This window comes from Actinoplanes sp. NPDC024001, from assembly GCF_040638955.1.
GTDB lineage: Bacteria > Actinomycetota > Actinomycetes > Mycobacteriales > Micromonosporaceae > Actinoplanes.
Window position 1 is genome coordinate 1 of sequence record NZ_JBEZZB010000115.1, and the last position, 3,423, is coordinate 3,423.

3 protein-coding genes and 1 pseudogene are annotated in these 3,423 nt (G+C 71.3%); 3 read left to right on the forward strand and 1 reads right to left on the reverse strand.

Features of this window, described 5'->3' with window-relative positions:
* A pseudogene (locus tag AB0F81_RS34550) lies at positions 1–505 on the forward strand (hypothetical protein); the annotation flags it as partial.
* A 47-nt stretch (positions 506–552) separates the two neighbouring features.
* Here the strand turns inward: AB0F81_RS34550 and AB0F81_RS34555 are convergent.
* On the reverse strand, positions 553–1,239 hold the full coding sequence (locus tag AB0F81_RS34555) for an SDR family NAD(P)-dependent oxidoreductase (RefSeq protein WP_360204073.1): 687 nt from the start codon (positions 1,237–1,239) through the stop codon (positions 553–555).
* Between the two features lie 80 nt (positions 1,240–1,319).
* Here AB0F81_RS34555 and AB0F81_RS34560 point away from each other — a divergent pair, with 80 nt between their 5' ends.
* Positions 1,320–1,943 (forward strand): TetR/AcrR family transcriptional regulator, encoded by a 624-nt coding sequence (locus AB0F81_RS34560; RefSeq protein WP_360204074.1) that lies wholly within the window; start codon positions 1,320–1,322, stop codon positions 1,941–1,943.
* Between the two features lie 59 nt (positions 1,944–2,002).
* Positions 2,003–3,367, forward strand: coding sequence for a family 43 glycosylhydrolase (locus AB0F81_RS34565; RefSeq protein ID WP_360204075.1), 1,365 nt, complete (start codon positions 2,003–2,005; stop codon positions 3,365–3,367).
* Positions 3,368–3,423 lie beyond the last annotated feature (56 nt).

The window sequence follows — 3,423 nt, forward strand, 5'->3', positions numbered from 1 at the left end:
CTACGTCGTCGGGTACGCGGCGATCACCGGGTTGCTGCTGCTCGCCTACGCGTCCCGGCGCGGCGCGCCCACGCCCCGGCCGACGACCGGCCGGCCGCGCCTGCTGCTGGCCGTGCCCTATGCGATGGTGGCGATCATCGTGCCGGTCCATCTCGGCCTGACCCACGCCGTGCCGGTCGGTGACCGCTGGTGGCTCCTGCTGGTCGTCTGGGCCGCTTTCGCCCTGCTCGCCTACGCCACCGAACGCGTCGCCGGTGGCGTAGGCCTGCATCAACTGCTGATCGCGGTGGTCTTCGCCGCGGTCCTGGCCGCGGCCGCGGTCACCGGTCTGACGCACGGCTTCGTGCTGCTCGCCCTGTTCCCCCTGATCGGCCTGATGCTGTGGCAGGCGGTGTGGAGCGCCTTCCTCAACCGGTTCGCCGTGTCGCCGTGGGTGATCGCCCTGACCGGCTCCGTCGTGGTGGCCTGGCCGCTGACCGTCGCGCTCCCCCTCACCGGCACCTGAGTTTCCCGGTCAGATCCTTGGCGCGGTCTCTCGCTGCTGATCCACGCCTACCAGGGCAGGTCGCCCCGTTCGTCGGTCAGGGTGCCGGTGGGGCCGTCCGGGCCGAGCGTGGCCAGCCGGACGACGGTGGCGGCGCTCTCCGCGACCGGTCGCCCGATGCCGAAGGCGGCGGTCATGTCGGTGGCGGTGGTGCCGGGTTCGAGCGCGTTGAACTTGATCTCCGGGTGCGCCTTCGCATATTGGACGGTCAGCATGGTGGCGGCCGCCTTGGACGCGGCGTAGAGCGCCAGCGGCATGCCGAACTCGGGCCGGTCGGGGTTGGTCACCACGCCGAACGAGCCCATGCTGCTGGAGACGTTCACCACGGTGGGGTTGGCCGAGCGGCGCAGCAGGGGCAGGGCCGCCTCGGTGACCCGGACGACGCCCACGGCGTTGGTGTCGAACACGTGCAGGGCCGTGGGGCCGTCGATGGGCCCGGCGCCGAGGACGCCGGCGTTGTTCACCAGGACGTCGAGCCGGCCCTCAGCGGCGTCGATGGTGGCCAGCGCGCTGGTGACGGACGCGTCGTCGGTCACGTCGAGCTGCACGAAGCGTGCGCCCAGGTCCGCTGCGGCCTTCTCGCCGCGCTCGGCATCGCGGGCGCCGATCCAGACGGTGTGGCCGAGTGCGAGCAGCTGCTTGGCGGTCTCGAAGCCGATGCCCTTGTTGGCGCCGGTGATCAGGGTGACGGTCATGTGTTCCTCCGGTGCATTTTTGTACCGCTCGGTTGGGAGCAACCGTAGCAGCTTTTGTACCGAACGGTAGGATGGAGATCATGAACACCCCGACGCCCACTCCCGGCCGGCCGCGCGCCTTCGACGAGCAGACCGTTCTCGACCGGGCCACCGAGGTCTTCTGGCGGCACGGCTACGAGGGCGCCTCGCTGAGCACCCTGACCAGCGCGATGGGCATCAACCGGCCCAGCCTGTACGCGACGTTCGGCAGCAAGGAACAGTTGTTCCAGCGCGTCTTCGAGCGCTACCGCGAGACCCAGGCGGCCGCTGCCCGCACCGCGCTCGACCAGCCCACGGCGTACGCCGCCGTCGAGGCCTTCCTGCGCGCCAGCGCCGACGGCCTCACCGCCGACGACCACCCCGCCGGCTGCCTCTCGATCCAGGCCGGCCTCGCCTGCTCGCCGGAGAACGCCCGCATCACCGAGGCCCTCGCCGCCGGGCGGGCCGCGACCGAGGCCGCCCTCGAGGAGCGACTGACCCGTGCGGCGCGTGAGGGCGACCTTCCGGACGGCGTCGACCCGCGGGCGCTCGCCCGGTTCGTGATGGCCCTCAGCGAGGGGCACGCGGTCCACGCCGCGGCCGGGGCGACGCGCGAGCAGCTGCACGCCTCCGTGGACGTCGCCCTACGGGCCGTCGCCCTCCGGGAATCAACGAACATCTCTTGACAGGAAACCAACGCAATCGACCATGATGGAACATCGCCATAGACCTCAACGGAGGGTCCATGATCATGTTCCGTCATCGGCGCACCGCCGTCGCCGCCATCCTCGTTCTGGCCGCCGGCCTGCTCACGGTCACAGCCACGCCGTCGGCGGCGGTCGTGTCCGGGCCCGTCATCGACCAGAATTTCGCCGATCCGGACGTCATGAAGGTCGGTCGCACCTACTACGCCTACGCCACCAACAGCGACGGCCGGAACATCAAGTGGGCCACCTCCACCGACCTGGTCAGCTGGACCGTGCAGGAGAGCGACGCGCTGCCCACCCTGGGCGCCTGGGCCGACCCGGACTGGTCCTTCCCGCCCGGCGGACCCGGTGACCACGGCGTCTGGGCGCCGGAGGTGTTCGCGACCGGGCCGAAGAGCTTCGTGATGTGGTACACGGCGCACGACCGCGCCTCCGGCAAGCAGTGCATCGGCGCCGCCACCGCCACCCAGCCGGGCGGGCCGTTCGTCCCCCGCGACACCTCGCTGGTGTGCACCCCGGAGATCGGCGGCGCGATCGACGCCTCGTCGTTCACCGAGAACGGCCGGCGCTACATCCTGTGGAAGAACGACGGCAACTGCTGCGCCCAGGACACCTGGCTGCGCCTGCAGCAGGTCAGCGCCGACGGACTGCGCCGCACCGGCACCGAGACCGAGCTGATCAAGCAGAACAAGCCGTTCGAGGGCATCCTCGTCGAGGCGCCGACGCTGTGGAAGCGCGGCAGCACGTACGTGCTGTTCTACTCGGCCAACTTCTTCGGCAACGGCAGCTACGTGAGCAGCTACGCCACGTCGACGCGCCTGCGCGGGCCGTACACCAAGGCGGCGGCGCCGCTGATGACCACCGACGCGTTCGCCGGCACGGTACGCGGCCCCGGCGGCCAGGACGTCGTGACCGGCCCCGACGGCAAGGACCGGATCGTCTTCCACGGCTGGAACCCGGACTTCACCTACCGGGCGATGTATTCGCAGCGGCTCGACTGGCAGGGCAGCCGCCCCATCGTCGAGGGCGCCAAGGTGCGTTACGAGGCCGAGGACGCCGACTTCACCCGCGCCAACGCCCGCTACGCGGTGGGCGGCGCCAGCAACGGCGTGGTGGTCGGCGGCATCGACTTCGACGACAGCCGGGTCACGTTCTCGGTCTATGTGCCCCGGGCCGGCACCTACCGGCTCTACACCCGTTACGCCAACGGGTCCGACGCGGGCGCGGCCAGCCACAGCCTGGCCGTCAACGGCGCCGCCGCCGGCACCGTGGACTACCCCTTCACCGGCTGGGACAACTGGCAGGTCAGCGAGCGCACGGTGACCCTCACCGCCGGGACCAACACCATCGCGTACGGCAAGGGCGCGAACTTCGCCGAACTCGACGCGATCGACATCGCCTGACGCAGCGCGGGCCCGGCCCGGTGCCGGGCCCGCGCCGGGCTCGTCTCAGCGAGCCC

Excerpts from the sequence above, each read along its gene's own strand:
- AB0F81_RS34555 (WP_360204073.1), bottom strand. The coding sequence starts at position 1,239 with ATGACCGTCACCCTGATCACCGGCGCCAACAAGGGCATCGGCTTCGAG.
- AB0F81_RS34560 (WP_360204074.1), top strand. The coding sequence starts at position 1,320 with ATGAACACCCCGACGCCCACTCCCGGCCGGCCGCGCGCCTTCGACGAG.
- AB0F81_RS34565 (WP_360204075.1), top strand. The coding sequence starts at position 2,003 with ATGATCATGTTCCGTCATCGGCGCACCGCCGTCGCCGCCATCCTCGTT.